Origin of the sequence: Streptomyces sp. HP-A2021 (assembly GCF_022807935.1) — a bacterium.
Lineage (GTDB): Bacteria > Actinomycetota > Actinomycetes > Streptomycetales > Streptomycetaceae > Streptomyces > Streptomyces afghaniensis.
Genome location: NZ_CP094344.1, coordinates 251,319 through 278,292 on the forward strand (window position 1 = coordinate 251,319; position 26,974 = coordinate 278,292).

Consider the following 26,974-nt stretch of genomic DNA (forward strand, 5'->3'; position numbering starts at 1 on the left):
GGCACGGCACGTGCCGTCGGCGCCGGACAGCGCTCGCTACTCGTCCTCCGCCAGCAATGCGTACGCGGCGGCCAGGAACGGGTCGTGGGCGCGGAAGCGGCGGGTGCACAGCGCGGCCAGGGCCGTGCCGGTGTCCGGGCGGAAGCCCAGGAACGCCTGCTGGCCGAGCGTCGCACCGCTGTGGAAGTACATGGGACCGCCGTCGGTCGGGTGACGGAACCAGGTGATGGTGTGGACATGCCGGTGCCCGATGCCCCGGCGGAGCACGGGACGGCACACCGCTCGCAGGGCGGCGGCCAGCTGCGATGGTGCTCCGGTGGGGTCCAGGTGAGCCTCGATGAAGGTGAGCAGGTCGTGCGGCGTGGCCCGCACGGCACCCGCCGCCTGGAAGCCCCCGGCGTCGAAGGGGGGCACGGGTGACCCGCCGTCCTTGCCGTGTCCGGGGGCGTCGAAGCCGGAGTCGTCCGCCCGCAGAGTCGTGCCCCTCAGGCCGAGCGGGCGCAGGACCTGGCCGGTGAGCAGGTCCTCCCACGGTGTGCCGGTCGCGGCGGCCAGTGCGTGTCCGAGCACGGCGACGCCGTAGTTGGAGTAGCGCCAGCGGGTGCCGGGGCGGTGGCGGGGCCGGTGGCGCAGGAAGGCATCGACGACCCGGGCCGCGGAGAAGCGGGCGTAGGGGTTGGTGTGCCAGGCGGGCAGGCCCCGGAGGTAGAAGCCGGGCGGCAGGGCGGGCAGCCCGGAGGTGTGGGTGATCAGGTGGGCGAGCGTCACCGGGTTCGCACTCGTCGGCCGTCCCCTGTCCAGCAAGGCGGCGGCCGGTTCGCCGCCGGACAACTCGCCGCTGTGGATCAGCCGGGCCAGCAGCAGGCCGGTGAACGTCTTGGCGGCCGAGCCGGTCTCGTAGCGCAGGTCCTCGCGGGGAAGCGGCGGGGCCGGGGCGGTACCGCCGCTCAGTACGGTGCGGCGGCCGTGCCGGGAGAGGGCGAAGACTACGTCCGGGGCGTCGGATGCGGCGACGGCGTCCGCGAGCCGCTCGGCGAGCGGGCCGTCGTCCGGGGATACAGCCGACCGAGGGGCGCGCCGGGCAGTGGCATGGCGGATCGCGGTCGCAGGCGCCGTTGCGGGGGTCGCCGGCTCGTCCGTCGCCGTGTCACGAAGCGGCGGGGACTCGTCCGCCGACCGGGCACGCAGTCCCGGGGTCCGGCCCCTCGGTGTGCCGCCCGGGGGCGCCGGGCCCTCGTCCGGCGTCGTGTCCCACAGGGGCGGCACGTCCTCCGCCGGTCCGGCATGCGGAGCCGGAGCCCCGGCGTCGTCGAGGGGTTCGCCGGGCCAAGGCGTGTGCCGACGGGTCGTCATGAGGCCTGGGCCAGCAGGGACAGGGACCGGGAGGTGGCCAGGACGGAGGCGTAGGCGGCGACCAGGGTCGGGTGGTAGACGATGTCGAACACCTCGTCGGGGGTGCCCTCGGGCATCGTCCGCAGGGCGGGCATGGCCCCGTCGGGCTGTTGTGCGGCGGCGAAGCCCTCCCACGCCCGTTCGTCCAGGGTGGGGCGGGGCAGGCAGGCGTCGACCACCAGGAGTTCGCCGAGCAGGTCCCAGCGTTCCAGGTCCAGCCAGTCGTCGATCCAGACCGGCAGCCAGGTCGCGAGGTAGTCCGCGGTGCCGGGCGGCAGGCCGTCCGGCCTCTCCCCCCAGTCGGTCAGGTGGAAGACGTTGTGCGTGACGTCGTAGGCGATGTGCCCTTCCACGGTCCACGGTTCGGGGGTGCGGGCCAGCCAGGTCGTGTCCCGCAGTTCGGCTTCCGGCGGCCTGGGCGTGAGACCGAACCGGCGCTGGAACGCGGACAGACCGAGCCGCCGGGTGGGGGTCGCCTCGAACGCCACCCAGCTGTCCAGCCGGTGGTTCAGGACTGCCGCCCGCTCGATGTCGGGCTGGCTGTAGCCGAGTTCCTTGAAGGGCAGGTAGACCTCGAACGGGATGGGGGACAGCGGCTCCGTGAGCTGCCCCCGCACCAGCATGCGGCCGCCGTCCAGCGTCTCGCGCCAGGCGTGGTCGAGGAGTTGCCGGGCCAGCTGCGCCTGGCGCGATCCCGCGACACCCTCGCGGAACAACACCTTGCAGATCATGGCGAGTTCACCGATGGGTTTGAAGCGCTCCAGGAAGCCGACCTCCGGGTCGACGTCGGGTTCCAGCTGGAATCCGTCGCGATGGGCCCACAGCCATTCCAGCGCGCCGGCTCCGACGTTGTGGATCAGGCGGGTGTCGGTCATCCCAGCACTCCTTGTCCGCCCGGCCGGTGGTGCGTGCCCGCCCGGGCTCCGTCGTCGAGCCGCCCGATGGTCAGGGTCGCGGCGAAGGCGGCCATGAGGGTGGGGTGGTAGTGGGAGAGGAAGTCCCGGCCGCTGTCGTGGCCCGTGCCGCTTCCCTGCTCCGGGATCGCGCCTGAGGGGTGCTGTACGGCCGCGACCCGCGCCCAGGCTTCGTCGAGGAGATCGCGGTCGGGCAGCAGGGGCAGGCTCGCCGCCACGGCCAGCAGCTCGCAGCCGAGATCCCACATCCCGGCGTCCAGACACGTGTCGAGCCAGGGCGGCAGCCAGTCGGCGAGGTAGTCGGCCAGGTCCGGCGGCAGGCCCCCGGGCCCGGCGCGTCCCCAGTCGGTCAGGTGGAAGACCACATGGGTGAGGGAGTAGCCCGAGGACGCCTCGAAGGTCCAGGGCTCGGGCAGCCCGGCCAGCCAGGTGCGCCGCAGTGCCTGCGGCATGCCGTCGGATTCCCGGATACCGCTGCGGGACTCGGCGTTCAGGACGCCGAGCCGCCGGGTGGGCTCCTGCTCGGTCAGCCGCCAGCTGCGGGTGCGGGCCACCGTGGCGGTGGCCGCCTCGTAGCCGGGGTGCCGCAGGCCCGCCGCGGCCATGGCGGCGTACACCTCCAACGGGTAGGTGGCGAAGGGCTCCAGCCGTTGCAGGCGCACGAACAGCTCTCCCCGGCCGGTCTGCTGCCACGCGAAGGCCATCAGGTCGGCCGCGCACGCGTGGAGGGGATCCGGGGGCGCGGTGTGCCGGGACACGGTCGCACACACCTGGGCCAGTTCCCCGAGCGGCTTCCAGCTGCGGTTCACCTGTCCGTCCGGGGCCAGCGCGTCCTCACCCAGTGCGAACTGCGCGCGTTGGGCGGACACCCAGGCCAGGGCGTCCTCGGCGATCTGCCGTGTCCCCCGTACCCTGCTCACACGAACGCTCCCGCCCGGGTCAGCCGCGCCGCCCGCACCTGCAGGGCCACGAGCGGGTCCTGGCCGCCCATCAGCTCCACGAAGTCCAGGCCGTTCTCGAGTCCCAGCGTCCGGGGTACGCCCTCCAGGAGGGTCAGCCAGCGTCCGGCGCCGGCCGCCTGCCGCCAGTCCCTGCGGCGTACCGCGCGCACGAAACCCCGGGCGACGTCGACCGGACGCTGCGCGGCCGCGCGGGCGACCGCGCAGTCCTCGTCGGGCAGGGCGAGGGCGGCCAGCACCGCGAGCTGGTGTGTCAGGACGGGCCAGGTGGCGCCCTCCAGCCAGGTGGCGTCGGGTTCCTCGTCCGGGCCGTCGGCACGGCCCGGGTCGAGCCGCCGCAGCGTACGCCGCATGGCCCAGTGGCTCCACGCGACGGTGGGGGCGGCGCCGGCGCCGGGCGGATAGGCCTCCACGGCCTGCCGGAACCGGGCGAGTTCATCGGGCAGGGGCGGGACGCGCAGAAGGGTGCTCGGCAGCAACGCGTCGGCTCCCAGCACCCGTACGGCCGCGAGGGTGAGGTCCTTCGCTCCCCGTCGGCGGCCGCGGGGGCGGCCGCACGAGCGTGGTCTCCGCTCCGAAGAGCGGAGACCACGCCGGAAGCGAGTTCCTGCACCGCGTCCTGCAAGAGGGACGAAGTGCCTGACTGCTCCATGGTCACTCCAGTCGATCCACTCAACCCTTCTTGGGGCGCGGGGTGGGCGGCGAAAGGAGCAGACCGTATCCGCCCTTGAACAGCGCGAGTGCGGCGCACTCACGGCTGTCGCGGTAGATACCGTCGGTTTCTGCCGGGTCGAGTGCCGCCTCGATGTCGGCACTCTGGATGCCCGTCAGTTCTTCGGTGAACTTCTCGGTGGAAGTCATTGCACCATCTCCTTGGAGAAGCGGATGCTTTCTCCTCTAGTGCACCTGATGGGGACAAATCATGCCAACTTACCCATCAGTTTCTTTCCGTAACATATTCAACATCTCGCACATGAGTTACAGCGCTGCCGGTGATTGACGCCGGAACCGTCCGATGCGGCTCAGCCGCGTGCGACGACCCGCAGGGTGCGGACGGAGGAGTCCGCCGCGTCAGGGATGAGGACGCCGTGATCGGCACCGCTGCGCAGGTAGTCAAGGACCTCGTCGGTGACGACCTCGCCGGGTGCCACCACGGGCACGCCCGGCGGGTAGGGGCTGATCATCTCCGCGGCGATCCGTCCCGCGGCCCGCTCGGCGGGCACGTGCTCGACCGGGGCGAAGAACGCCTCGCGGGGCAGCATCGCCTGCTCCAGCTCCAGCGCCGAGGGCTCGGGCAGGTGGACCGGCGGCCGCCGCTCGATGGTGTCCGCCCGCTCGACGAGCGCGGCCAGGGCGTCCACCAGGACCGTCTCGGTCCGGTCGTCGTCCGCGTGGGTGATCGAGGCGCTGATACGGCAGGTGTCCGAACCGCCGACGTCCACGTGGCGGTGGGTGCGCAGCCACTCCGCGGCCTGCATCCCGCTGATGCCGAGCTTCCGTACGTCGATGACGAGCTTGAGCGGATCGAGGTCGGCGGCGAGCCCCTCCTCCACGACCTCCCGGCCCATGGGCCGCAGCCCCGGCAGGTCGGCGACCGCCGCCCGGACGCGTTCGGCGCGGCGGATGGCCGTTTCCAGGAGCTCGTGTCCCTGTTCGACCATCTGGCGGCGCCAGCCGTCGAGTGTGGCGTACACGAGGGAGGAGGCGCTGGTGGTGCTGAGCAGGTCCTCCCGCTGTTTCAGGGCCTCGGGCGAGACGCGGTCGTACTGGAGGTGGAAGACGGAGCTCTGTTCCACGGCCCCGCCCATCTTGTGCACGCTGGTCACCACCAGGTCGGCCTCGGCATCCATGCCCCAGGCGGGCAGGGCGGGGTGGAACGGCAGATGGGCGCCCCAGGCCTCGTCGACGATGACCGGCACGCCGAACTCGTGGCACACCCTGGCCACTCCCCCGATGTCCGCGCAGGAGCCCCAGTCGGTCGGGGTGATGAGCAGCATGCCCTTGGCGTCCGGGTGTTCCCCCAGGCGACGGCGGACGTCGTCGGGCTCGGGCGGGTGGGCCACGTGCCGTTCGGTGTCGAACTTCGGGTGCACCCAGATCGGCTCGACGCCGTTGACGACGACGGCCGCGATGACGGACTTGTGGGCGTTGCGCGACAGCAGCAGCTTCTCGCCCGGGCCGGCCACGGCCAGCATGGCGGTCTTCACGGACAGGGAGCTGCCGCAGGTGGAGAAGAACGCGTGCTCGGCGCCGACCGCGTCCGCCATGAGCTCCTGGGCCCGGCTGAGGACGCCCTGCGACTGGCGGCGGTCGTCGAGGCCGTTGAGGGAGAGCACGTCGGAACGGAACACGTCGAGTCCGACGATCTCGGCCACCCGGGGGTCCACTCCCCTGCCCTGCTTGTGGCCCGGCGGGCCGTAGGCGATGTCGCCGCGGCGCCGGAAGTCCTCCAGCGCCTCCAGGACCGGCACGCGCGAGTGGTCCATGGTTCCTCCCAGGTCCGGCCCGCCCGGCCACCGCCGCGGCGTCCACGCTGTCGTGGCCCGGCGGGTACACCGACCGTGTTGCACTCGGGGACGGGTCGAAACGCGGTGCTGCCGCGACACCGGCCGAGAACGCGGCAGGTGATGCCGCCCCGGGCGCTGACCGCCCGGAGCCACAGCCACAGCGGGTGTCGCCCGACCGGGCGGTGAAACCCGGTCGGGGACTCATCGCAGTCGACGCCCGGGAGGCCCCTGTGGAGCGCGCGTTCGACGACGTACACCAGGCCGTTCGTGAGGAGGTGGCGGCGCGGGCCGACGCGTTGTGGGGCGTGGCCTCGCGGCTGCACGCCGAGCCCGAGTACGCCTTCGCCGAGCACCGGGCGGCGGCCCTGCTGTCGGGTGAGCTGGAACGGGCCGGTTTCACCGTGGAGCGGGGCGTGGCGGGGATGCCGACGGCGTTCACCGCGCGCTCGGGCACGGGCCGGCCGGCCGTCGCGCTGCTGCTGGAGTACGACGCCCTGCCCGGCCTCGGCCACGCGTGCGGCCACAACCTCATCGCGGCGGCGGGGCTGGGAGCCGCGCTGGCAGTGGAGGCCGTGGCGGACGAGTCCGCCGGGTCGGTGCTGGCGGTGGGCACGCCCGCCGAGGAGGGCGGCGGCGGCAAGGCCCTGGAGGTGGAGGCAGGGGTGTTCGACGGCGTCGACGCGGCGCTGATGTTCCATCCGGGGGTGCACAGCTGGGCACGGGCGCCGCTGACCGCGCAGGTGCAGTACCGGGTGGCCTTCCACGGCCGGGCCGCGCACCCCACGGGCAATCCGACGGAGGGCATCGACGCGCTCGCGGCGCTGGTGGAGCTGTTCAACGTGCCGGCCGTGCTGGGGCGGCGGCTGCCGGAGGGCTCGCACGTGCAGGGCATCGTCACCCAGGGCGGCGTCGCCACGAACATCGTCCCGGAGTACGCCGAGGGCCTGTTCGGTCTGCGCGCGGCCACGACGCAGGCGCTGGAGGACCTCACGGAGCAGTTGCGGGAGTGCGCCGGCGGTGTGGCCCGGGCCACGGGCACGTCCGCCGAGGTGGAGCGGGCCACCGTGCGCTACGAGCACTTCCGCGACAGCGAGGTGCTGTCCGAGCGGTTCGCCGCACATCTGTCCCGGGCCGGGATCCCCCTGTCACCGCCCGTGCCCGGCGTGTACCTGGGGTCGTCCGACATCGGCAACGTCAGTACGCGGGTGCCCGCCATCCACCCGTTCGTCGCGATCATGGACGAGGGCGGCTCCGACCACACGCCGGAGTTCGCCGAGGCCGCCGCCTCTCCCCGGGCCCGCGAGGTGCTGGTCGCCGCCACTCAGGCCCTCGCGTGCACCGCCGTGGACGTCCTGCTGTCCGAGGGGCTGCGCGAGGAGGCCTGGGCGCGGCACCGGGCGGCGCGAACCGGGTGAGTGCTTCCGCCCCGGGTGGGGAACCCGGCGAGCGCTGTACCCACCGACACCCAGGAGAGGGCCATGAGTCTGTTGCGTGTGCTCGGCCGTCCCATGCTGGCCTCGATGTTCCTCACGGGCGGCCTGAACTCCGTCCGCGACCCGAAGGCCGTCGCCCCGGCCGCCGAGCCTGTCGTACAACCGGTCACCGAACGCGTCTCGGCCCTGCCGGACCGCACCGAGCAGGTCGTACGGCTGAACGGCGCCGTGCAGGTCGTGGCCGGGCTGATGCTGGCCACCGGGCGCATGCCGCGTCCGGCCGCGCTGGCCATCGCGGCCACGCTGGTGCCGACGACGCTGGCGGGACACCGCTTCTGGGAGGCGGAGGATCCTTCGGAGCGGGCCGAGCAGCGGATCCACTTCTTCAAGAACATGTCCATGCTGGGCGGGCTGCTGATCGCCGCGGACGACACCGGCGCCCGCCCCTCGGTGGTGTGGCGCGGCAGCCACGCCGCCCGTGGCCTGCGGCGGGACGCGGGGCTGGTGCGGCGCTCCGTCCGTGCCACCGCCGGCCCGGCCGCGGCGGCCGGGCGTGTCCGGGCCAAGCTCCCGGCCTGACGCATCCGTGGGGGGGCGATCCGACCGCGCGTTAGCCCCCTGGGGCCCTGGGGACCCGAGGGCTGGAGGTGAAGGACATGGGACACGGAGGAAACGTCATCGACGAGCTGGTGACCGATCACCGCGAAGTCGAGGAGATGTTCGGCAAGATCGAGGGACTGCCGTCCGGGCACAAGGACCGCAAGATGTACGCGGACCAGGTCACGATCGAGCTGGTGCGGCACTCGGTGGCCGAGGAGGCCTACCTCTATCCGGCCGTACGCGAGCACGTGGCCAACGGGGACAGGCTCGCCGACCGGGAGCTCGAGGACCACGCCACGGCCGAGCGGATCATGAAGGACCTGGAGGGCTGTGACGCGGGCGACGCCGACTTCGACCGGCTGATGGGCATGCTGATGAGCGAGATCCGCTCGCACATCGCCGACGAGGAGGGCAACCTCTTCCCGGCACTGCGGCAGGCCTGTCCGATGGACACGCTCAACGAGCTGGGCGAGAAGGTCAGGAAGGCGAAGAAGACCGCCCCCACCCGGCCGCACCCGGCCGCCCCCGACAAGCCTCCGGCGAACAAGCTCCTGGCTCCGGGCACCGGGATGGTCGACCGGCTGCGCGACGCGCTGTCCGGGCGCGGCAAGTCCGAGTAGACAGGACATCGAGAAGGGCCCATCGCCGAGGCGATGGGCCCTTCTCGATGTCCTGTGTGGCCGCCGTCACGCGATGCGGCCCGGGCGAGGCCCATGATCGACAACTGTGATCAACCACACTCGCCACCTCAAGCGCCCGGAGGCGGGAGGCGGTTGGGAGATGTGAACGAAGTGGACGAGGTGTGGACGGAACCGACTCGGGGGTTCCCTCTGCCACGATGGTCGGCGCCGTACCCGGCGAGGGGAGCCACTGCGCAGCGCAGCCGGTGTCTCTCGTTCCCCTCGTCCCCCTCCTCCTGAGTCCTCCGACTCGTCTTGCGAGTACCGCACTGTGTCTTCGTCGCCCTCCCCTGCCCAGCCCGTCTCGCGCTCGCCCTGGCGGTCGCTGCGCTACCGCAGCATGCGCTGGTGGTCCGCCGCGAACTTCGTGTCGAACGCCGGTACGTGGATGCAGCTCACGGTGCAGAACCTGCTGGTCCTCCAGATCACCGGGTCCGCCGCCGCGACGGGGCTGTCCATGTCCGTGCAGGCCGCGCCGGCCCTGCTGATGAGCGTCCTCGGCGGCGCGGCCGTCGACCGGTGGCCCCGCAAGCTGACGGCGGCCGTGAGCCAGGCGCTGCTCGGCGCGATCGCCTTCACCACGGCGGTGCTCGTGGCGCTGGACAGGCTCGACATGACTTCCCTGATGGTGCTGGCCGCCCTCACGGGTGTCGTGGCGACCGTCGACAACCCGGCGTGCGCGCTGCTGGGCAACGATCTCGTCCCGGCGGAGGACGTCCCCTCGGCCATCGGGGTCGGGGCGCTGGTGCACCAGTCCGGCAGGCTCGTGGGAGCGGCCATGGCCGGTGTGGCCGTGGGATTCCTCGGCACGTCCGCGGCGTACTTCGCGAACGGCGTGTCGTTCCTGTTCGTTGCCTCGGTCATTCCGTTCCTGCGGCCGGCTCCCGGAGCGGTGCGGGAGGCCGCCGCGGGCCCCAAGCGCACCGGCTCGGACATGTCCGTGCGCGAGGGGCTGGCCTTCTTCGCGCGCCGGCCGCGTCTGATGGCGCTCGCCGGGGTGACCGGGATCAGCGCGGTGTTCGGCCGCAACTACGGGCTCACCCTGGCCGTGCTCGTCACCGGGCCGCTCGCGGGTGGCGCCGGTTCGTTCGGCACGGTGTCGACCGTGCTCGCCGTCGGCGGCATCCTCGGCGCGCTGCTCGGCGCCCGGCTGCGCCGGCCGTCCGTGCGACTCGTGGGGGCGCTGGCGGCGGCCGGGGCGCTGCTCCAGGTGGTGGCGGGGCTGTCGCCGTCGCTCGCGGTGCTGATCGTGCTCGTGCTGCCGATGGCCGTGGTGGAGTCCGTCTCCGACACCGCCGGCACGGCCGTCCTCCAGACCGACCCGCCCGCCCATCTGCGGGGTCGTGTGCTGGGCGTGTGGGGCAGCATCGGCACGGTGTGGAGCCTGGGCGGCCCGCCTGCGCTCGGCCTCCTCATGGAACTGGCCGGCGCCCGTGGCGCCCTCGTCACCGGCGGCCTGCTCATCGCCGGCTCGATCGGCGCGGGCTACCTGCTGCGGCAGCGCCGCGCCACCACGCCGGTGGTGATCCGGACGGAGGAAGGCGACGTCCACGGGCAGCCGGCGCTCAGCACGGCGGCCTGAGCGAAGGCCTCAGGAGCCCGACGGCCGCAGGGCCGTCGTGGCCGCCTTCGCCGCCCTGCGGGTCAGCAGGGTCGTGGAGCGGCCGTCGAGGTAGGGCAGGACGACGGCCTGGCCGCCCCAGGTGCGCAGCGCCTCCGCCTCGGGCAGGTCCTGGACGGAGTAGTCGCCGCCCTTGACCCAGACGTCCGGGCGCAGCCGGGCCAGTACCGCCTCGGGGGTGTCCTCCTCGAAGACCACGACGGCGTCGACGCTGCCCAGCGCGGCGAGGACGCGGGCGCGGTCCGCCGCCGGGTTGAGCGGGCGGCCCGGGCCCTTGCGGCGGGTGACGGACGCGTCGGAGTTCAGGCACACGATGAGGCAGTCGCCGATCCGCCGGGCGCTCTCCAGCAGGCCGACGTGACCGGCGTGCACCAGGTCGAAGCAGCCGCCGGTGGCGACCACGGTGCCGCCCCGGGCCCGGACGCTCTCCGCAAGGGCGAACGCGTCGGTCGCTACGTCGTCCGCGGGGCCCGGCGGCGGCTCGGTCCGCCACAGGTCGGGGTTGCCCGCGCCGCCGGCCGCGACGAACGCGGCGGCCTCGGCGACCGCCCGTTGCAGCGCCTCCTCGGGCAGCAGGCCGTCGGCGAGGGCCGCCGCCGTCGTCGCGGCGAAGCAGTCGCCCGCGCCGCACGGGTCGCCGTCGGCCCGGTAGGGCACGGGGACGAGCATCGGCGTGCCGGAGCCGGGCCGCGCCAGCAGCACCCCGCGGTCACCGAGGGTGACGGCGACTCCGGCGGCGCGCCACCGTTCCGCGAGCCGCGTCCCGCGCTCGGCGTACGCGCCCAGTGACGTCCCTCCGGAGCCGGGGTACAGGGCTTGTGCCTCCGCCGCGTTGGGGGTGACGAGCCGGGCTCCGGGCACGGGCGGGTCGCCCTTGGGGTGCGGGTCCCACACCAGGGGTGTGCGGCGGGCGGCGTCCTCGAGGTGCGGTCGCAGGGCGCCCGCGGTGTGGCGCCCGTAGTCGGCGACCAGGATCGCGCGGGCGTTCGCCAGGGCCTCCCGGACCGCGCCGTCGGGTTCGCCGGGGATGCCGCCGCCCCGGTCGATGCGTACGACGGGCCGGCCGCCCGCGAGGACCCGGGTCTTGACCGGCAGGGTCCCCTTGAGCGGGAGTTCCAGCAGCCGGACCCGGCCGCGCAGGTCACGCCGTACGGCCTCGCTGGCGTCGTCGTCGCCGAGCGCGGTCACCAGGACCACGTCCCGGCCGCCGCGGGCGGCGAGGGCGGCGGCCAGTCCGGCTCCTCCGGGGTGCCGCCGGTCGCCGGTGACGTCGACCACGGGGGTGGGGGCGTCCGGGGAGAGCCGGGTGGAGACGCCTTCGATGTCCTCGTCGAGGAGGACGTCCCCGACGACCGCGAGCGGTTCCGGTCCGGTCATGAGGTGCTCCCGTGGGTGAGGACCGTGCGCCGTGCGAGCGGTGTGGACACGGCCGTGTCGAAGCACTCGCAGAGCAGGTGGACGGCGACGAGGTGAGTCTCCTGGACGTTGGCGGTGCTGCCGGCGTCGACGCAGAGGGCTTCGTGGGCGGCTTCCGCGAGGGGGTTCGGGCCGCGCCCGGTGAGCGCCCAGACGCGCAGTCCGGCCTGCCGGGCGGTCACGGCCGCGGCGATGAGGTTGGGGCTGCGTCCGGAGGTGGACAGCAGCATCAGGACGTCGCCGGGGCGGCCGTGGGCGGTGACCTGGCGGGCGTAGACGTGGTCGAAGCCGTAGTCGTTGCCGATGGCGGTCACGCTGGACGTCTCGGCGTGCAGGGCGAGCGCGGAGTAGGCGCGGCGCTCCTGACGGTAGCGGCCGACCAGTTCGGCGGTGAGGTGCTGGGCCTGGGCGGCGCTGCCGCCGTTGCCGGCGGCGAGCAGCCGGCCGCCGCCGGTGAGGACGTCGGCGAGCCGGCCGCCCCAGTCCGCGATCTGTTCGAGGCTGTGGGAGCGGAACCGGCCGAGTGCCTCTTCCAGTGACCGGCAGTGCAGGCGGGCGGCATCGAGCGCGGGGTGTGCAGAGTGTTCGCTCATGCTGTTCGGGCGTGCCGCCGCCCGGTGGACGGTGGCGGACCCGCACCTCCTTCGGTCTTCGGGCGTCGGCGGTTGTCGGCGGGTCGGGGACGGATCGGTTCAGCCGGCGCCCGTCGCGGCGGGCTCGGCGTCGAGGACCTCGCAGTAGGCGGCCTCGGTGGCCGCGGCGACCCGGCCCCAGCCGTAGCGGCTCAGGACCCGGCGGCGCCCGGCCGCCCCGCACGCCTCGCGGGCCGCCGGGTCGGCGAGCAGGCCGGCGACGGCGCGGGCCAGGGCCTCCGGGTCGCGGGGCGGCACCAGCCGCCCGGTGCCCGGGTCGGCGACAGTGTCGAGCTGCCCGCCGACCGCGCTGGCCACGACGGGCACGCCGCACGCCATGGCCTCCAGCGGGACGATGCCGAAGGGCTCGTAGTCGGCGGGGCACACCACGACGTCGGCGGAGCGCAGCAGCGGCGGCACGTCCTCGCTGGGCACGGCGCCGGTGAAGCGGACCCGGTCGGTGACGCCGGCGTCCCGGGCGATGCCGCGCAGCCGGCGCACCTCCGGGTCGTCGTCGAGCCGGTCCGCGGGCGGCCCGCCGACGATGACGAGCTCGGTGCCGGGCAGCCGGGCCAGCGCGGCGACGGCCACCGCGGCGCCCTTGCGCGGCACGAGCCGGCCCAGCTGGAGCAGCCGGTGCGGGTACGGGCCGCGCGGTGCGGCCGGGCCCCTGGGGGTGAACCGGTCCGGGTCGACGCCGCACGGCACGATGCCGATCTTGTGCGGGGGTATGCCCATGCGGGTCAGTTCGGCGGCCTCGTCCCGGCAGGTGGCGACGACGCGGTCGCAGCCCAGCCCGATCTCGATCTCGCCGGGGATCCGCTCGGGCGGGCTGGTGTCGGCGAGGCGCTGGTGCCGTCGCTTCACGGTGCCGAGGGCGTGGTACGTGTGCAGCAGGGGCAGCCCGTGCGCGCGGGTCGCGCGCAGTGCGGCCAGGCCCGACATCCAGTAGTGCGAGTGCACGAGGTCGGGGGCCCGGGTGCGCCAGCCGCGCTCCAGGTACCGGCCGAACTCGTCCATGTACGGCAGGAGTTCGTCCTTGGGGAGCGGCTCGGCCGGTCCGGCGGGGACGTGGTGCACCTCGACGCCGTCGCGCAGCTCCACCCGGCAGGGCAGGTCGGGCGCGTCCCGGCGGGTGTAGACGGTGACGCGGTGACCGCGGTCGGCGAGCGCCCCGGCGAGGCAGGCGACGTGGACGTTCTGCCCGCCGGCGTCGACCCCGCCGAGCGCGGCGAGCGGACTCGCGTGCTCCGAGACGAGCGCGATCGCGAGGACGCCCGGGTCGAGGGGGTCGCCGCCGAGCGGTCCGGTGGGGAAGGGGCTGAGGGACGGGGTCATGAGCACACCTCCGTGATCAGGCGCTCCCAGTCGGCCAGGAAGCGCTTGAGCCCATAGCGTTCGAGGGCCGCCTGCCGGGCCCGGGCTCCGTCCGCGGCCGCGGCCTCGGGTTCGTGGAGGTAGCGGCGGGCGACGCGGGCCAGGACGTCGGGGCGGGTGGAGAGGGTGCCCGCGCCGGGCGGGACGGCCTCGACGGCGCCGGTGGTGGCGAGGGCCAGGACGGGCAGGCCGAGGTGCATCGCCTCCAGCAGGGACAGGCCGAGGGAGGTCCAGCGCACCGGGTGCAGGTACATGCGGCGTTCGGCCAGCGCCGTGTGCAGCTCGCTCTGCGGCAGGTCGGCGGTGCGGCACCGGTCGGGTGGCAGGGCGAGCCGGCCGGCCAGGCCCTCGGTGCCCATGCCGAACACGTCGAGCGGTACCGCCTCGGCCAGGGTGGGCAGCAGGTCCGTGCCGGTGTACCGGGCGCGTCGCACGGGTTCGTTGACGACGACCGCGGCGCGCGCGAGCCGGCCGGTGTAGCGGTGGCCCGGGTCGACGATGCCGTGTTCGACGACCTCGGTCCGGGTGGTTCCGCAGTCCCAGAACAGCCGGTTGAAGTGCGTGACGTGCACGATCGTCAGATCGGCGCGGTCGGCGCACGGATGCCGGGTGTCCGGTACGTCACCGTCGGGCGCGTTGTGCTCCAGGTACAGCGCGGGCACGTCCCGGCCGGGGCGGCGTCCGCCGAGCCAGCGTTCGGCCAGCTCCGGTTCGTGCGGCCGTTGCAGGAGGACCAGGTCGACGGGCGTGTCGCGGAGTTCCCCGGGGGTGACCTCGCGGACCGAGGGGGGCCAGGAGAAGGTGCGGGCCCGTCCGAGGCCGTCCGGGTCGCGGCCCGGGGTGACGGGGACGACGTAGGTGTGCGGGCCCTGGACGAACGCGGTCGTCCAGGAGCCGTGCACGTGCCACAGCAGGATGTTCATACGGCCGCTCCTCGCTCCGTCTGATCTCCCTGGTCCGCCGGGTCGCCGGCGAGGGCAGCCACGGCGGCGAGCACCTCGGCGTCGCCGATGCCGTCCAGGCAGGGGTGTCCCGGCACCGGGCAGTGCCGGGCCCGGGTGTCCGCGCAGGCGGCGTGCCGGTCGCCCAGCAGGACGTGCGGCACTCCGTAGGGAGCCCACTGTTCGGCCGGCACGACCGGTGCGAAGAGACTGACGACGGGTGTGCCGACGGCGGCGGCGAGATGGGCCGGGCCGGTGTTCCCGGCCACCACGGCCCGTGCCCCGGCGAGGACTCCGGCCAGGTGCGGCAGGTCGGTGGCGCCGCCGAGGTCCAGCGCGTGCCGTCCGGCGACCCGCGCGGTCAGCTCCCGCTCGGCGCGGCCCCCGGTGACGACGAGCCGGTATCCCTCGGCGGACAGGACGGCGACGGCCCGCGCCGCCCGGCCGGGCGTCCAGGCCCGGGCGGGGACGGCGGCGCCGGGGTGGACGACGACGTACGGCTCGGGGCCGGTGAGGTGGAGGGTGTGGGGCGGCGGGGTGACGCGCAGCCCGCCGTCGTCGCCGGGCGGAAGGGCGTAGCCGGCGGCGCGTGCCAGGTCGAGGGCGGCCAGGGCCTCGTGGCGGTGCGGCGGTCTGCGGTGGCGCAGGTCGAGCAGCACGCCGGGGTAGTCCTCGCTGTCGGCGGCGGTCCAGCCGATCCCGGCGAGCCTCAGCAGCAGGGCGATCGGCAGCGGGCTCTGGTGGTACGACACGAGGACGAGCGCCCGGTCGAAGCGGCCTGCCGTGAGCGTCTCCATCAACCGGCGGGTGGCCGTCCGGGTGACGGGCGGGGGCTCCAGCCCGACCCAGGGGGCGTCGTAGATCAGCACGTCGTCCGCCCCGGGCAGCATCCGCCCCGCCGCGGCGCCCTGCGGCCCGCACAGCAGCGCGGTGTACGACGACCCGGCCGCGACCGCCCGCACGGCGGGCCCGGCCAGGAGCACGTCTCCGGCGCTGTCGAGACGGACGACGAGAGTCCGGGGCAGGCGGCTGCGGGAACGGAAGGGGGTCATCGCGGCTCCCCCGTCGGCAGGGCGGGGTGGCCGCGCGGTGCCGCCGCCGGCGCGGCCGGGTGACGGCGCGGTGCGCCGGCCGGCCCGGCCGGGCTGCTCCGCCACTCCCCCGTCGCCGTACCGGGATTCCGTCGTGGCTGTCCCGCCGGCGCAGCGGCGGGGGCCGGGTCGAGGACGAGGCGAACCGCAGCGAGCAGGTCGGCCGCCGTGGTGTCGGCGCCCGCGGTCTCCTCAAGGCGGGTGGCGGTCGTGGGGACCAGGATGCCGTGGGCCCCGGCGGCGCGCGCGGCCTCCACGTCGGCCCCGATGTCGCCGATGACGACGGTGCGTCCGGGCGGGACGGCGAGTCTGCGGCACGCGGCCAGTACCAGGCCGGGGGCCGGTTTGCGGCAGCCGCAGCCCTCCCCCGGCCCGTGCGGGCACACGGCCCACACGTCGAACGGCCCGAGCAGCTCCTCCACCCGCAGGCGTACGTCCTCGACCTGGCGAGGAGTCAGCAGGCCGCGGGCCACGCCCGACTGGTTGGTCACGACACCGACGGGAATCCCGGCGGCGCGCACGGCGTCCACGGCCTCCCGCGCGCCGGGCATGAGCGCGACCCGCGACGGGTCACCGTTGTAGGGGACGTCGGCGACGAGCGTGCCGTCGCGGTCGAAGAGGACAGCCGCGGGGAGCGGGCCGCCCGGGTCGTGCGGGGGCTGCCGTACGCCGGTGGGCCCGTTCCGCCCGGAGAGCAGCCAGGGGCCGGTGGGGCGGGTCATGACCGCAGCCGTTCCCTGACCGCCGGGCGGGGCGCGGGCGTCGGCTCGCCGGTCCCGAGCGGAGTGAGCGGCCGGGCCCCACGGTGCGCGAGTCGCCCGCGCAGCCAGTGCCAGGTCGCGGCCGGCGGGATGAGCGCGCTGGTCACGGCCATGGTGAGCACCTCGTCACGGCTGCGCGGCCCGGGCAGGATCCGGGCCAGGGCGAACTCGGCCGTGCCGGCCAGCCATGCGGCGGCGCAGGCCCCGGCCGGTCGGTGCCGGCCGAGCAGGGCGCAGCCGAGCGCCGTCACCCCCGCACCGGTCAGGGCCAGGTGCAGGGGCAGCCGCCCGCGGGGCGCCTGCGCCCGGCGCCACCAGTGGCGGCCGTGCAGCCGGGTCATCAGCACGTCGTCGGCGTTGCCGGCCTGGAGACGGACGGAGGTCCAGCGACCGGCCGGCCGCACGGGGTGGGCGGTGGTGCGCCGGCCCCCGGTGAGGGTCCAGCCGGCGTCGAGGATGCGCAGGGCCAGGTCGGCGTCCTCCCGGAAGGCCCGCCGGAAGCGCTCGTCGAATCCGCCGACGGCGGCCAGCGCGGCCCGGCGGTACGCCATGTCGGCGGTGATCCAGCGGGCGCCGGCGAGTCCGGCCGTGTTGCGTTCCCAGTCGGTGGGTCGGCGGTCGGCGGGCAGCGGCACCTCGATCCGGGCGGTGATCCCGGCGGTCCACTCGGTCGCCGCGGACAGGTCGAGCGTCAGGTCGTCGCCCCAGGTGGGCCCGGGTACGACGTCGTCGTCGAGGAAGACGATCCAGGGCACGTCACCGGCCGCCCGCCAGCCGAGGTTGCGAGCAGCGGCCGGTCCGCGCGCCCCGCCGGGTACGACGAGGGTGCGCGAGCGCAGGGACGGCGGGACGTCGGCGGTGAGGGGCGGGCGGTCCGGGCCGGGCCGGTCGTCGACGACGACCACCCGGACGGGCCCCGGTCCGCTCGCCTCGGCCAGGGCGTGCAGGCACACGCGCAGGCTGGGCCGGCCGAGGGTCGGGACGACGACGGCGTACTCGGCGTCCCGGGCGCGGGCGTGGGGCTCGGTCATCGCAGGCCTCCGGCGTCCTCGGAACGGAACAGGTCGCCGCGGCGGACGGCGTACGGGCCGATGGCCAGCAGGTCGACGGGCGAGGAGCCGAAGCACTCCAGGGCGTCGCGCGGATCGTCGACCATGGGCCGGCCGGCCGTGTTGAGGCTGGTGTTGACGACGACGGGCAGCCCGGTGAGGTGCTCGAACTCGCCGAGCATGCGGGCCACCAGCGGTTCGCGGGCCGGGTCGACGGTCTGGATCCGGGCGGTGCCGTCGACGTGGACGACGGCGGGAATGCGGTCCCGCCAGGCCGGGGCGACATCGTGCACGAACAGCATGTACGGGCTGGGCAGCGGGCCGTCGAAGATCTCGGCGGCGCGGTCGGCGAGGACCATCGGGGCGACGGGCCGGAACTGCTCGCGGCCCTTGACGTCGTTGAGCCGCTCCAGGTTGCCGGCGTGGCCGGGGTGGGCGAGCAGGGAACGGTGACCGAGTGCCCGGGGGCCGTACTCGGAACGCCCCTGGAACCAGGCGACGATCGCGTTGTCCGCCAGGGCGCGGGCGACAGTGGCGGCGATGTCCGGGGGCCGTTCGAAGGGTACGGCGGCCGTCTTCAGCCAGGCTCCGAGCTCCGCGTCGGACCAGTCCCGGCCGAGGTCGGCGCCGGTCATGGGCTCCGGTTCGTCGCCCTCGCCGGCGGACAGCAGCAGGGCGCCGCCCAGGGCGGTACCGGCGTCTCCGGCGGCGGGCTGCACCCACACCCGCGAGAAGGGGCCCTCGCGTGCGATACGGGAGTTGGCGACGCAGTTGAGGGCGACGCCGCCGGCGAGCGTGAGCACCCGGTCGTGGGTACGGCCGTGCAGCCAGCGCACGAGGTCGAGCAGGGTCTCCTCCAGCACGGCCTGGGCGCTGGCGGCGACGTCGGCGTGGTCCTGCGTCCACGGCTCGTCGGACCTGCGCGGCGCGCACAGCTCCCGCCACGGCACGCCGGTGGCGTGGAAGCCGCCGTCGCCGGTGGGGTACACGTGGCGGCGCAGCTCGGTGAGCATGCGCGGGGTGCCGTGGGAGGCGAGGGCCATCACCTTGAACTCGTCGCAGGAGCGCAGGAAGCCGAGGTGTTCGGTGAGTTCCTCGTAGACCAGGCCGAGCGAGTGCGGCAGGTCCTGGGCGTGCAGCGCTTCCAGCCGGTTCCCCACGCGGCGGGCGGCCAGGTGGGAGGCGCGTTCGCCGCGGCCGTCGAGGACCAGGACGGAGGAGTCGCCGGCGTCCGGTGCGGCGAAGGCGCCGGAGGCGGCGTGGGCCATGTGGTGGGGCACGAAGCGGACGATGCCGGGGGCGAGGCCGGGCAGGGCCGTCCGCAGGAAGCCGGGCGCCTCACGGGCGTAGATCAGCCGCAGGTGGTCCCACGGGTCGTCCAGGCCCATGTCCTCGGCGGGCCGTGCGAGTGCCGGATCGAAGGAGTAGGTGACCGCGTCGAGGTCCTGCGGTCGCAGCCCGGCCCGCTTCAGGCACCAGGCGGCGGCCTTCTCGGGCAGCTCCCAGGCGGAGAACGGCAGGGGTCTCTTCCCGTGCTTGCGCCGGGAGAACCGCTCCTCCTCCGCGGCGGCGACGGTCCGCCCGTCGATCACCAGGGCGGCGGCGGGGTCGTGGAAGAGGGCGTTGATTCCGAGGATGCGCATGGGGTGGCGGGCCTTTCGGCGGTCGGGAGAGAACCGGACGCGGCGGTGCAAGGACGCCCGGGCGCTGGGGTCAGTCGTCCGTTCCGTCCTCGCGGAACCAGGCGATGGTGCGCCGCAGCCCTTCCTCGGCGCGCACCTGCGGCTCCCAGCCGAGCTTGTCTCGGGCCAGCGTGATGTCCGGGCAGCGCACGGCCGGGTCGTCCACCGGGCGTTCGATGAAGCGGATCTCCGACGGGGAACCGGCGAGTTCGACGACCAGCCGGGCCAGGTCGAGCATGGTGATCTCGGTCGGGTTGCCGATGTTGACGGGGCCGCGCATGCCGTGGGCGGCCGCCGCGAGGATGCCGCGCACGGTGTCGTCGACGTAGCACAGCGACCGGGTCTGGCGGCCGTCGCCGGTCACGGTGAGGGGCTCGCCGGCCAGGGCCTGCCGTACGAAGGTCGGCACGGCGCGTCCGTCGTGGCCGCGCATCCGCGGGCCGTAGGTGTTGAACAGCCGCACGATGCAGGTGTCGGTGCCGTGAGTGTCGGCGTGGGCGGTGGTCAGCGCCTCACCGAAGCGTTTGGCCTCGTCGTAGACGCTGCGCGGGCCGACCGGGTTGACGTTGCCCCAGTAGCGCTCGTCCTGGGGGTTCTGCTGCGGGTCGCCGTAGACCTCGGAGGTGGAGGCGAGGACGAAGCGGGCGCGGGAGGACCGTGCGAGTTCCAGGGCGTTGCGGGTGCCGAGGCTGCCCGTCTCCATGGTGTGCAGCGGCAGGCGCAGGTAGTCCGCGGGGGACGCCGGGGAGGCGAAGTGCAGGACGAGGTCGGGCGTTCGCTTGATCCGCAGGCCCTCGGTGACGTTGGCCTGCACGAGTGTGAATCCGGGCCGTTCGAGCAGCGGGGATATGTTCTCGGGCCGGCCGGTGCTGAAGTCGTCCACGCAGGTGACGGCCGCGCCCGCGTCCAGCAGGGCGGCGCACAGGTGGGAGCCGACGAATCCGGCGCCGCCCGTGACGACGGCGTGTTCCCAGCTCCGTGAGAGGGCGGTGGTCATCTCGGTCTCCTCCGTCAGCGGCGTCACGGCCCGGCACGACGGTGTACGCCTCGCGCCGCGGAAGGTGGCCGGAGGCCGTCGAGCCCAAGCTCAGCGTCCGCCGCCCGTGCGCCCGGGGCACGGTCGCGTACGGCAAACCGGTGAGTGACGGAGGGTGAGGGGTTGTGGTTACCGGCTGTTCGCGCAGGTCGGAGAGGGAGTGGAGGAGACCGACGCCGCCCGGGCTCACAGCCGCGACCACCGCAGACCGGCGAGGCAACGTCGCCGCAGGCCGGCCGTCAGACGCCGCCGAAGGTCGGCGGAAGGAGGCCGCCGGGAGCGGGCGGCGCGGGCCCCGTCAGGGGCAAGGCGCCGGCGTCAGGCGATCAGTGTGCGGCCCGGGTGCAGGCGGGCGAGGAGTTGGGAGCGGTGCAGGTCGGCCACGGGGGCGAGCAGGTCGGGGTGGCGCAGCAGGGCGGCGGCGCGCTGGTCGCTGTCGTCGGGCGCGATGAGCCGGCGGAACTCGGCCGATGTGCCGGCGCTGTGGCTGCCCTCGGCGAGCGCGGCCACCGCCAGGGCGGCCAGCTCCGGGTCGGTGAGCAGACTGGCCGCCCAGCTCGCCACGACCTCGTCCACCCAGGTGCGCCAGGCGTGCGCGTCCACCTCGTCACCCGGGGACGCGTCCGCGCCGGTGACCCAGTCCAGCCGCGCGGAGCCGCCGGGGCCCGCCACGCCCACCAGGGCGGCGTCCATCTCCGTCGGGTACCTGAGCCATGCCGCGACGGTCGCGGCCTGCCGAGCCTGCACCTCGCACAGCGCGGAGGCGAGAGCGCCGCCGGAGGCGGGGAAGGCGCGGGTCAGCCACTGGGCGGTCGCCGCTATGACAGGAGAGAGATCTGCTTGCACTGCCGGGCCGTCCGAAAGGGGTGGGAAGCGTGGGGTCTGCCCGTAGACGGTAGCCGTCGCTCCGCGCACCCGGACGTGATCGGGACCTCGTCCGGGATGTGGCCTCGGCCACATCGAATCAGGGCTCGTGGGCGGGACGGCGATCCCGTTTCGCCGGGAGGGGCCGGGGCACCCGCCCCGCGTAGGCTTCCGCGAGCCGGACAGGTCCGGAGACTCCCCTGTTCCGGCCACCCTGGGGCAGGGCCGGAGCAGGACAGGAGCAGTGTCATGACGGAACAGCGAACGGATCCGCCGGGCGCCCACCGTGCTCCGGCCACCGACATGTCCCTGCTGGGCATCTACCTCAACGACCATCTCGCCGGCGCCACCGCCGGGACGGCGCGGATCCGCTATCTGCTGCGCTCGTGCCGGGGTACGGCGCTCGCCGACGCCCTGACACCGGTCGCCGCCGAGATCGCCGAGGACCGGGCGAGCCTGCTCCACATCATGCGGCGGCTCGACGTCCCGGTGCGACGCTACAAGGTGTACGCGGGCCGGGCGGCCGAGCAGATGAGCCGGTTGAAGAGCAACGGCAGCCTGGTACGACGTTCCCCGCTGAGCACGCTGTGGGAGCTGGAGGCGATGGGCCTGGGAGTGGAGGGCAAGACGGCCGGCTGGCAGACGCTGCGCGACCTGGCCGCAACGGACGCGCGCCTCGACGCGCGGCAGCTCGACGACCTCGTTGCACGGGCCCGGCGGCAGCGCGCCACGCTGGAGGAACTGCGCCGCGCCCAGGTTCAGGTCGCCTTCCGCGAGACCTGAGCACCGGCCCCGCCGGCGGCCCTGGCTTACCAGAACCTGCTGCTGAGAGCCGGCTGATGCGACAGTTCCACGGCGTCCCGCAGCCGCAGCGCGACGCTGATGGTGGCACGCAGGGCGGAGGGCCGTACGGTCTGGGCGGTCTCGGTGGCCAGGACCAGCAGGCACGCGGCCGCCTGCTCGACGACCGGCACGGGGAGGATGAAGTCGTTGTCGGCGGCGGCACGGAACGCCTTCAAGGGGATCGCGGCCCCGTCGATGGCCCGGTGCGCGGCCTGCTCCAGGTGCTGTGCGGCCTGTTCGCACACGGGGGCGGGCAGGGCGATGGTGCGCTGGAACGGTGAACTCGTCATGCCCCGACTGGTCCCCCGGCGGTGGCCGGTTCTGTCGGCGGGCGGCGGGATTTCACCGTCCCGCGTGACCGGGGCGTGGCGAATGTCCCGGATCCGGCAAGGTCGGCTTCGGCGCCGTCCCCTGGGGCGTGCCCCTACTCTGAGTGTCGATCAGGCCCGGAGCCGAGGAGGAGCGTGTATGACCACCCGTACGGATGCCGTGGCCCGGCTCACCGGGCGGGCGGTCACCGGGGAACGGCCCCTGTCCGGGGCCCTCGCCGAGGTGACGCTCGACGACGGGCGGGTGGTGATCGTCAAGCGCGTCGACGATCCGGGGGCGACGCGGGCCGAGGCGGCCGGGCTGCGCTGGCTGGCCGGGGCCGGCACGGTGCGGGTACCGGCCGTGCACGGCCACGACGCGCACTGGCTGGTCGTCGACCGGGTCGAGCAGGGGCGGCCGAGCCGGGAGGCGGCGGTCCGCTTCGGCCGCGACCTGGCCGCCCTGCACGCCGCCGGGGCGCCCGCGTTCGGCGCGCCGCCCCCGGGCGGACCGGCGGACGCCTACATCGGGCTCGCCCCGATGCGCAACGAGCCCCGCACCGACTGGCCGGGCTGGTACGCCGAGCATCGCGTGCTGCCGTATCTGCGGCGCGCGGTCGACCAGGGCACCGTCCAGCCCGGTGAGGCGACCGACGTTGAACGTCTGTGCGAGCGACTGCCGGAGCTGGCGGGGTCCGCCGAGCGGCCCGCGCGGCTGCACGGCGACCTGTGGAACGGCAACGTGCTGTGGGCGGCGGACGGGGACGTCCGGCTGATCGACCCGGCCGCGCACGGCGGACACCGCGAGACCGACCTGGCGATGCTGCGTCTGTTCGGCTGCCCGCACCTGGACGAGGTGCTGGACGGCTACCAGGAGAAGGCGCCGCTCGCCGACGGCTGGACGGACCGCGTCGGCGTGCACCAGCTGTTTCCGCTGCTGGTGCACGCCGTGCTGTTCGGCCGGAGCTACGCGGAACAGGCCCTCGCGGTGGCCCGTACCGCCCTGGCGGGGTGAGCGGTCAGCGGGTCACGACGTGCCGCTCGTCCGGCACGCAGTGGGTCATGGTGAGGCCCTCGACGTCGCGCGGCGGGTTCTTCCCAAGGTTGGCCAGGCGCTCGCGGTCCTCGTCCGTGAGGTCCTGGCTCGCCAGGGGCTCCAGGCCGGCGACGTCCTCCGGGCCGATGCCCAGTCCCTCGCCGACCCGCAGCCCGAGGTCGTTCTCGACCAGCAGGAAGTGCCAGACCATGCGCTCCTGGACGGGCCGGTCGCACTGGGACAGCAGGTCGGTGAAGTTCTTCACCAGATCGTCGCGCTCCCAGTCCTCCAGCAGCAGGTAGCGCTGGCCTGCCTGCAGGTAGTCGTTGGTGCGGGGGATGCGCTTGCGGGTGAGCCGCCCCTCGATCACGGGCCCCTGCTCGTCCTGGGTCGGGTAGCGGGCCTCGCGCAGGCCGCCGGTGATCGACGGCTCGTAGTTGACCTGCGGGTTCTCGCCGCCGCCGTCCACGTGGTACGCCATCTGGCCGTCGCGCTGGTTGGTGCGCACGTCCGCGTTCTTGGCCTGGTTGACAGGCAGTTGCAGGTAGTTCGGGCCGACCCGGTAGCGCTGGGTGTCGCTGTAGGAGAAGGTCCGGCCGACAAGCATCTTGTCGTCGGAGAAGTCCAGGCCGTCGACGAGGACGCCGGTGCCGAAGGAGATCTGCTCGTTCTCGGCGAAGAAGTCCTTCGGCATCCGGTCGAGCACCATCCGGCCCACCGGCTTCGGCGGGAAGTCCTGCTCGGGCCAGGTCTTGGTGTCGTCCAGCGGGTCGAAGTCGAGCTCGGGGTGGTCGTGGTCGTCCATCATCTGGACGAGCAGCTCCCACTCCGGGTGGTCGCCGCGCCCGACGGCCTCGTACAGGTCCTTGGTGGCGTGGCCGAGGGAGTCGGCCTGGACGTTGGCCGCGTCCTTCTCGGTCATGCTGCGCACGCCCTGCTTGGGCATCCAGTGGTACTTGACCAGCTTGGTGTCACCGTCGGCGTTGACCCACTTGTACGTGTTGACGCCGAAGCCCTGCATGTGGCGGTAGTCCGCGGGGATGCCGCGCGGGCTGAACAGGTTGACCAGCATATGCATGGCCTCGGGTGTCTGCGACATGAAGTCGAAGATGCGGCGGGGCTGCTGCTCGAAGGTCACCGGGTCCGGCTTGAGGGCGTGGATGACGTCCGGGAACTTGATGGCGTCACGGATGAAGAAGACACCGAGGTTGTTGCCGACCAGGTCCCAGTTGCCGTCCTCCGTGTAGAACTTCACCGCGAAACCGCGCGGGTCGCGGGCGGCCTCGGAGGAGTCGCGTCCGCCGATGACGGTGGAGAAGCGGACCGCCACGTCCGTACGTTTGCCGCGTTCCTGGAAGAGTTTGGCGCGGGTGTAGCGGCTGATCGGCTCGTCGCCCCAGGTGCCGTAGGCCTCGAAGTGGCCGTAGGCGGTGACGCCGCGGGCGTGCACGACGCGCTCGGGGATGCGTTCCCGGTCGAAGTGGCTGATCTTCTCGAGGAACTGGTAGTTCTCCAGGGTGGCGGGGCCTCGGGCGCCGATGGTGCGCTGGTTCTGGTTGTCGTAGACCGGATGGCCCTGGCGGTTGGTGAGGACCTCGCGGTCGTCGCCCGGAGCGGGACCGGTACCGGATACGTCCGTCATATGCGTGGGCTCCTTCGGCTCATGGCCGGTGGCCGACCTGGTCGGCACCGCGAGCGGCCGCCCGGCCGGGCGTGGCGGAACGCCCGGGTACCCGGAGGGGCGGGGTCAGTCACCTGCCGGTCCCGCGCACCACGGACCAGACCTCCGCGAGCAGGGCCGGGTGGTTCTCGCCGTACGTGACGACGGCCGCGAACACCGCGTCGAGGGCCGCCCGGAGCGGGTCGGGTCCGGCGGCGTCGGTCACCGCGGGGAGGGCCATGTGCGGCTGCGACATCCGCACGTATGGGTCCGGTGGGCCGAAGGTGACCGCCATGGCGTGCAGGCCGGAACCGGCGACCTGCGGTTTCGCCGCGGCGGACGAGCCGGAGCCGGCAACCTGCCGTATCGCCGAGGCGTACGGGCCGGAGCCGGAGGCCTGCGTTCTCGCCACGGCGGCCGCCGGGCCCACCACGGCTTGTGTGGCCTCCAGGGCTTGCGGCACGGGGGTGCCGGGGGACGCGGGCGGCCGGAAGGGAGGCCGCTCGGGCGGGACGGCCCGGCCGACGGTCCGGTCCGGGACACGCGGGTCGGTGGCCAGGGTCTCCCACATGCGGGTCTCGTCGTCGAACGGCGGCGGCAGCGGACGGCCTTCGGCCAGGGCCGTGAGCGCGTCGGCGACCCAGTCGAGGGCCGTGAGACCGGCCGCTTCACACGCCCGGCGGGCCGCGAACAGGGCCACCTCACGCTGGGTGGCCGGGCCGGAGGCGTCGATGGCGTGGACCAGGGCGGGGTCGAACTCGAGCAGGCCGCGGACGTTGCCGCCGACGTCCCGCAGGGCCTGGCTCGGCGGCTGTCCGCCCCATTGCCATCGTTCGAAGGCGAGCCGGCGTTCCCGTTCCGCCGTCTCCTGCGCGAGGCGGGCCTGGCGTTCGGCCTCGGCGCGTTCGGCGGGCGTGGGAGGCGGCGGCAGTTCGCGGGCGTAGCGGTGCCAGTAGGCGGCGGCCTGCGAAGTCTGCTTGAGAACACGGTCCGGCTCGGGCGGGGCGGGCCAGAACTGCAGGAGGTAGCAGTCGAGTCGGGGCTCGCCGTCCGTCCGGGTGTCCTGCTCGCTCGCCTGGTCCATGCCCCGGGCGCAGTACCGCACGCGGTAGTCGGTCTCCTCCAGATCGAGCTGCCAGGAGCCTCCCCCTCCCCATTCCACGAGCGCGCTGTCCGCCGACGCCGGACGGAAGGACACCTCCACCACGTCCTCCCAGGCCGGATCCAGCGGCGGCGCCTTCTCGTGCACCTCGACCGTGAAGCCCACCGAGCCGGTGTGCAGTCCGGTGTTCAGCCACAGGGCGCCCGGTGTCGCCGCTCCACAAAGTCCCGCACTCTGCCCGGCGAACGCCTCCTCGAGACCCGGCCCGTAGCTGTCCGGATCGGTCTCGACGTAGATCTGGCCGTAGTGCACATGCACCTCTCCTTCGACCGGCCTGCGCACGATCAGCTCCTTGTCGTCCGGGGATGGGATGGTGAGCTGTCGGCATCGTGGCATCCACCACTGACAATCAGAGCGCGATCACGGGAGAGCGGAAGCATGCGGCACGTCTACTGGATCGGGGGCGGGAGCGGCGCGGGCAAATCCACGATCGCCCGCAGACTCGCCGATCGGCAGGGCTGGCGTCTGTACTCGACCGACGACGTGATGGGGGACCACGCCCGACGGACCACGCCCGACGAGGCCCCGTTCCTGCACGAGTTCATGGCCATGGACATGGACGAGCGCTGGGTGAACCGTTCTCCGGAGACCATGCTCAGGACGTTCCACTGGTTTCGCGGCGAGGGCTTCGGGCTGATCGTCGAGGACCTGCTGCGCATGCCACAGGAGACGTGTGTCGTAGTCGAGGGATTCCGCCTGCTGCCGCACCTCGTACAGCCCCTGCTCACCGAGCCCGGACACGCGGTCTGGCTCCTGCCCACACCGCGGTTCCGGCAGGCCGCGTTCACGGGCCGGGCCACGCCGGGAACGCGTTTCACGGAGAGGACCAGTGACCCGGAGCGGGCGAACCGCAACATCGCCGCACGGGACCACCTGTTCACGGAACGCCTCCGCGAGGAGACCGCACGCCGCCAACTGCCCGCCGTCACGGTCGACCTCACGATGTCGGAGGACGAACTCGCCGAACGGGTGAGCGCGATCTTCCGGCTCTGACCTCTTGCCACGCGAAG

25 protein-coding genes and 1 pseudogene are annotated in these 26,974 nt (G+C 74.2%); 7 read left to right on the forward strand and 19 right to left on the reverse strand.

Annotation, left to right across the window (positions count from 1 at the left end; all coding sequences use genetic code 11):
- Positions 1-36: 36 nt before the first annotated feature.
- The 6 genes and pseudogenes from MQE23_RS01215 to MQE23_RS01240 form a co-directional block, all read right to left on the reverse strand.
- The gene (locus MQE23_RS01215) at positions 37-1,353 is read right to left on the reverse strand and encodes a serine hydrolase domain-containing protein (protein WP_243377899.1); all 1,317 of its coding nucleotides are present in this window, start codon (positions 1,351-1,353) and stop codon (positions 37-39) included.
- On the reverse strand, positions 1,350-2,267 hold the full coding sequence (locus tag MQE23_RS01220) for a hypothetical protein (protein WP_020270676.1): 918 nt from the start codon (positions 2,265-2,267) through the stop codon (positions 1,350-1,352). The genes MQE23_RS01215 and MQE23_RS01220 overlap by 4 nt, the downstream gene beginning before the upstream one ends.
- Complete coding sequence (locus tag MQE23_RS01225; protein ID WP_243377900.1) at positions 2,264-3,226, reverse strand: hypothetical protein; 963 nt, start codon at positions 3,224-3,226, stop codon at positions 2,264-2,266. Before MQE23_RS01225 ends, MQE23_RS01220 begins: the two co-directional genes overlap by 4 nt.
- Positions 3,223-3,917: pseudogene (locus MQE23_RS01230) on the reverse strand (hypothetical protein). Before MQE23_RS01230 ends, MQE23_RS01225 begins: the two are co-directional and overlap by 4 nt.
- A gap of 20 nt (positions 3,918-3,937) precedes the next feature.
- The gene (locus MQE23_RS01235; RefSeq protein WP_020270673.1) at positions 3,938-4,126 is read right to left on the reverse strand and encodes a hypothetical protein; all 189 of its coding nucleotides are present in this window, start codon (positions 4,124-4,126) and stop codon (positions 3,938-3,940) included.
- A 161-nt stretch (positions 4,127-4,287) separates the two neighbouring features.
- Positions 4,288-5,751: a PLP-dependent transferase gene (locus MQE23_RS01240; RefSeq protein ID WP_243377901.1), complete on the reverse strand. Its 1,464-nt coding sequence runs from the start codon at positions 5,749-5,751 to the stop codon at positions 4,288-4,290.
- 251 nt (positions 5,752-6,002) lie between these two features.
- On the opposite strand from MQE23_RS01240, the gene MQE23_RS01245 reads away from it, so the two are divergent.
- From MQE23_RS01245 to MQE23_RS01260, 4 genes are all read left to right on the forward strand, one after another.
- The gene (locus MQE23_RS01245; protein WP_243377902.1) at positions 6,003-7,187 is read left to right on the forward strand and encodes an amidohydrolase; all 1,185 of its coding nucleotides are present in this window, start codon (positions 6,003-6,005) and stop codon (positions 7,185-7,187) included.
- Positions 7,188-7,250: 63 nt separating this feature from the next.
- Positions 7,251-7,784: a DoxX family protein gene (locus tag MQE23_RS01250; RefSeq protein ID WP_037667616.1), complete on the forward strand. Its 534-nt coding sequence runs from the start codon at positions 7,251-7,253 to the stop codon at positions 7,782-7,784.
- Between the two features lie 77 nt (positions 7,785-7,861).
- On the forward strand, positions 7,862-8,425 hold the full coding sequence (locus MQE23_RS01255; RefSeq protein WP_037667614.1) for a hemerythrin domain-containing protein: 564 nt from the start codon (positions 7,862-7,864) through the stop codon (positions 8,423-8,425).
- Between the two features lie 331 nt (positions 8,426-8,756).
- The gene (locus MQE23_RS01260; protein WP_279345110.1) at positions 8,757-10,067 is read left to right on the forward strand and encodes an MFS transporter; all 1,311 of its coding nucleotides are present in this window, start codon (positions 8,757-8,759) and stop codon (positions 10,065-10,067) included.
- A 9-nt stretch (positions 10,068-10,076) separates the two neighbouring features.
- On the opposite strand, the gene rfaE2 is transcribed toward MQE23_RS01260, so the two are convergent.
- The 10 genes from rfaE2 to MQE23_RS01310 form a co-directional block, all read right to left on the reverse strand.
- Positions 10,077-11,483: a D-glycero-beta-D-manno-heptose 1-phosphate adenylyltransferase gene (gene rfaE2, locus MQE23_RS01265; protein WP_243377903.1), complete on the reverse strand. Its 1,407-nt coding sequence runs from the start codon at positions 11,481-11,483 to the stop codon at positions 10,077-10,079.
- Positions 11,480-12,115, reverse strand: coding sequence for an SIS domain-containing protein (locus tag MQE23_RS01270; protein ID WP_020270666.1), 636 nt, complete (start codon positions 12,113-12,115; stop codon positions 11,480-11,482). The genes rfaE2 and MQE23_RS01270 overlap by 4 nt, the downstream gene beginning before the upstream one ends.
- Positions 12,116-12,214: 99 nt before the next feature.
- Entirely contained in the window at positions 12,215-13,492 is a 1,278-nt protein-coding gene (locus tag MQE23_RS01275) for a glycosyltransferase (RefSeq protein ID WP_243377904.1), read from the reverse strand.
- On the reverse strand, positions 13,489-14,454 hold the full coding sequence (locus MQE23_RS01280) for a glycosyltransferase (RefSeq protein ID WP_243377905.1): 966 nt from the start codon (positions 14,452-14,454) through the stop codon (positions 13,489-13,491). The genes MQE23_RS01275 and MQE23_RS01280 overlap by 4 nt, the downstream gene beginning before the upstream one ends.
- Positions 14,451-15,524, reverse strand: a complete 1,074-nt coding sequence (locus MQE23_RS01285) for a glycosyltransferase family 9 protein (RefSeq protein ID WP_243377906.1) — start codon at positions 15,522-15,524, stop codon at positions 14,451-14,453. The genes MQE23_RS01280 and MQE23_RS01285 overlap by 4 nt, the downstream gene beginning before the upstream one ends.
- Complete coding sequence (locus MQE23_RS01290) at positions 15,521-16,285, reverse strand: HAD family hydrolase (RefSeq protein ID WP_243377907.1); 765 nt, start codon at positions 16,283-16,285, stop codon at positions 15,521-15,523. The genes MQE23_RS01285 and MQE23_RS01290 overlap by 4 nt, the downstream gene beginning before the upstream one ends.
- Positions 16,282-17,355: a glycosyltransferase gene (locus MQE23_RS01295; RefSeq protein WP_020276928.1), complete on the reverse strand. Its 1,074-nt coding sequence runs from the start codon at positions 17,353-17,355 to the stop codon at positions 16,282-16,284. Before MQE23_RS01295 ends, MQE23_RS01290 begins: the two co-directional genes overlap by 4 nt.
- Positions 17,352-19,016, reverse strand: coding sequence for a carbamoyltransferase C-terminal domain-containing protein (locus tag MQE23_RS01300; RefSeq protein ID WP_243377908.1), 1,665 nt, complete (start codon positions 19,014-19,016; stop codon positions 17,352-17,354). The genes MQE23_RS01295 and MQE23_RS01300 overlap by 4 nt, the downstream gene beginning before the upstream one ends.
- A 70-nt stretch (positions 19,017-19,086) precedes the next feature.
- On the reverse strand, positions 19,087-20,052 hold the full coding sequence (locus MQE23_RS01305; RefSeq protein WP_243377909.1) for an NAD-dependent epimerase/dehydratase family protein: 966 nt from the start codon (positions 20,050-20,052) through the stop codon (positions 19,087-19,089).
- A 357-nt stretch (positions 20,053-20,409) separates the two neighbouring features.
- The gene (locus tag MQE23_RS01310; RefSeq protein ID WP_020276931.1) at positions 20,410-20,937 is read right to left on the reverse strand and encodes a hypothetical protein; all 528 of its coding nucleotides are present in this window, start codon (positions 20,935-20,937) and stop codon (positions 20,410-20,412) included.
- A 267-nt stretch (positions 20,938-21,204) separates the two neighbouring features.
- On the opposite strand from MQE23_RS01310, the gene MQE23_RS01315 reads away from it, so the two are divergent.
- Positions 21,205-21,738: a hypothetical protein gene (locus MQE23_RS01315; RefSeq protein ID WP_020276932.1), complete on the forward strand. Its 534-nt coding sequence runs from the start codon at positions 21,205-21,207 to the stop codon at positions 21,736-21,738.
- 26 nt (positions 21,739-21,764) lie between these two features.
- Here the strand turns inward: MQE23_RS01315 and MQE23_RS01320 are convergent, their stop codons facing one another.
- Positions 21,765-22,088, reverse strand: a complete 324-nt coding sequence (locus MQE23_RS01320) for a hypothetical protein (protein ID WP_020276933.1) — start codon at positions 22,086-22,088, stop codon at positions 21,765-21,767.
- A 178-nt stretch (positions 22,089-22,266) separates the two neighbouring features.
- Here MQE23_RS01320 and MQE23_RS01325 point away from each other — a divergent pair, with 178 nt between their 5' ends.
- Complete coding sequence (locus tag MQE23_RS01325) at positions 22,267-23,121, forward strand: fructosamine kinase family protein (RefSeq protein ID WP_020276934.1); 855 nt, start codon at positions 22,267-22,269, stop codon at positions 23,119-23,121.
- A 4-nt stretch (positions 23,122-23,125) separates the two neighbouring features.
- Here MQE23_RS01325 and MQE23_RS01330 read toward each other — a convergent pair whose 3' ends face one another.
- Positions 23,126-24,784, reverse strand: coding sequence for a catalase (locus MQE23_RS01330; RefSeq protein WP_243377910.1), 1,659 nt, complete (start codon positions 24,782-24,784; stop codon positions 23,126-23,128).
- 109 nt (positions 24,785-24,893) lie between these two features.
- Positions 24,894-26,246: a hypothetical protein gene (locus tag MQE23_RS01335; RefSeq protein ID WP_243377911.1), complete on the reverse strand. Its 1,353-nt coding sequence runs from the start codon at positions 26,244-26,246 to the stop codon at positions 24,894-24,896.
- 96 nt (positions 26,247-26,342) lie between these two features.
- Between MQE23_RS01335 and MQE23_RS01340 the strand changes: the two genes are divergently transcribed.
- On the forward strand, positions 26,343-26,957 hold the full coding sequence (locus tag MQE23_RS01340; protein WP_243377912.1) for a hypothetical protein: 615 nt from the start codon (positions 26,343-26,345) through the stop codon (positions 26,955-26,957).
- Positions 26,958-26,974 lie beyond the last annotated feature (17 nt).

Bases quoted from the DNA above. Each gene is read 5' to 3' on its own strand.
- MQE23_RS01215 (WP_243377899.1), bottom strand. From the start codon at position 1,353: ATGACGACCCGTCGGCACACGCCTTGGCCCGGCGAACCCCTCGACGAC.
- MQE23_RS01220 (WP_020270676.1), bottom strand. From the start codon at position 2,267: ATGACCGACACCCGCCTGATCCACAACGTCGGAGCCGGCGCGCTGGAA.
- MQE23_RS01235 (WP_020270673.1), bottom strand. From the start codon at position 4,126: ATGACTTCCACCGAGAAGTTCACCGAAGAACTGACGGGCATCCAGAGT.
- MQE23_RS01240 (WP_243377901.1), bottom strand. From the start codon at position 5,751: ATGGACCACTCGCGCGTGCCGGTCCTGGAGGCGCTGGAGGACTTCCGG.
- MQE23_RS01250 (WP_037667616.1), top strand. From the start codon at position 7,251: ATGAGTCTGTTGCGTGTGCTCGGCCGTCCCATGCTGGCCTCGATGTTC.
- MQE23_RS01255 (WP_037667614.1), top strand. From the start codon at position 7,862: ATGGGACACGGAGGAAACGTCATCGACGAGCTGGTGACCGATCACCGC.
- rfaE2 (WP_243377903.1), bottom strand. From the start codon at position 11,483: ATGACCGGACCGGAACCGCTCGCGGTCGTCGGGGACGTCCTCCTCGAC.
- MQE23_RS01270 (WP_020270666.1), bottom strand. From the start codon at position 12,115: ATGAGCGAACACTCTGCACACCCCGCGCTCGATGCCGCCCGCCTGCAC.
- MQE23_RS01275 (WP_243377904.1), bottom strand. From the start codon at position 13,492: ATGACCCCGTCCCTCAGCCCCTTCCCCACCGGACCGCTCGGCGGCGAC.
- MQE23_RS01280 (WP_243377905.1), bottom strand. From the start codon at position 14,454: ATGAACATCCTGCTGTGGCACGTGCACGGCTCCTGGACGACCGCGTTC.
- MQE23_RS01285 (WP_243377906.1), bottom strand. From the start codon at position 15,524: ATGACCCCCTTCCGTTCCCGCAGCCGCCTGCCCCGGACTCTCGTCGTC.
- MQE23_RS01290 (WP_243377907.1), bottom strand. From the start codon at position 16,285: ATGACCCGCCCCACCGGCCCCTGGCTGCTCTCCGGGCGGAACGGGCCC.
- MQE23_RS01295 (WP_020276928.1), bottom strand. From the start codon at position 17,355: ATGACCGAGCCCCACGCCCGCGCCCGGGACGCCGAGTACGCCGTCGTC.
- MQE23_RS01300 (WP_243377908.1), bottom strand. From the start codon at position 19,016: ATGCGCATCCTCGGAATCAACGCCCTCTTCCACGACCCCGCCGCCGCC.
- MQE23_RS01305 (WP_243377909.1), bottom strand. From the start codon at position 20,052: ATGACCACCGCCCTCTCACGGAGCTGGGAACACGCCGTCGTCACGGGC.
- MQE23_RS01315 (WP_020276932.1), top strand. From the start codon at position 21,205: ATGACGGAACAGCGAACGGATCCGCCGGGCGCCCACCGTGCTCCGGCC.
- MQE23_RS01320 (WP_020276933.1), bottom strand. From the start codon at position 22,088: ATGACGAGTTCACCGTTCCAGCGCACCATCGCCCTGCCCGCCCCCGTG.
- MQE23_RS01325 (WP_020276934.1), top strand. From the start codon at position 22,267: ATGACCACCCGTACGGATGCCGTGGCCCGGCTCACCGGGCGGGCGGTC.
- MQE23_RS01330 (WP_243377910.1), bottom strand. From the start codon at position 24,784: ATGACGGACGTATCCGGTACCGGTCCCGCTCCGGGCGACGACCGCGAG.
- MQE23_RS01340 (WP_243377912.1), top strand. From the start codon at position 26,343: ATGCGGCACGTCTACTGGATCGGGGGCGGGAGCGGCGCGGGCAAATCC.